Origin of the sequence: Pseudomonas sp. PGPPP1, from assembly GCF_002255865.1 — a bacterium.
Taxonomy (GTDB): domain Bacteria; phylum Pseudomonadota; class Gammaproteobacteria; order Pseudomonadales; family Pseudomonadaceae; genus Aquipseudomonas; species Aquipseudomonas cremoris.
Map to the genome: position 1 here is coordinate 1 of NZ_NKIG01000119.1, position 572 is coordinate 572.

Consider the following 572-nt stretch of genomic DNA (forward strand, 5'->3'; position numbering starts at 1 on the left):
AATATGGGGTGGACGAAGGGGATCGAACCCTCGACAACGGGAGTCACAATCCCGTGCTCTACCAACTGAGCTACGCCCACCATATAGCGCTACTTGTGCCAAAGCTGCCTAATGGCGCACCCGGCAGGACTCGAACCTGCGACCATCCGCTTAGAAGGCGGATGCTCTATCCAGCTGAGCTACGGGCGCCTGATTAATCTGTATTCTATTAGGACTACAAACTAAGTGCTTCCAGCCTTGCAGAACAACCATCCATTCTGCTCGACCTTCTTAACCAGTGCTAGGCTGTGCCCGACAAGTGCGACGAATAGTATAGAGGGCCTTGAAACCCGTCAAATCTTTTTTGAAAAAAATTCATTTTATTTAAGGGGTTAGGGCAATTTGCAGACCAAGCGCCTTTGCCCTCACGCCATGGCATGCGAGAATGCGCGCACTTTTCTTCCCCCTCTCGATGGTTAATCACGCGTAATGACTGCACAACTTATCGACGGCAAATCAATCGCCGCCAGCCTGCGCCAGCAGATCGCCAAACGAGTCACCGAGCGCAGCCAGCAAGGCCTGCGCACGCCTGG

The 572-nt window shown here is 53.1% G+C and carries 2 tRNA genes and 1 pseudogene; 1 reads left to right on the top strand and 2 read right to left on the bottom strand.

The window, feature by feature from the left end:
• Positions 1 to 4: 4 nt before the first annotated feature.
• Positions 5 to 80 (bottom strand) — tRNA-His (locus CFE47_RS31465).
• Between the two features lie 32 nt (positions 81 to 112).
• Positions 113 to 189, bottom strand: a tRNA-Arg gene (locus CFE47_RS31470).
• A 279-nt stretch (positions 190 to 468) separates the two neighbouring features.
• Between CFE47_RS31470 and CFE47_RS31475 the strand changes: the two are divergent.
• Positions 469 to 572: pseudogene (locus tag CFE47_RS31475) on the top strand (bifunctional methylenetetrahydrofolate dehydrogenase/methenyltetrahydrofolate cyclohydrolase); the annotation flags it as partial.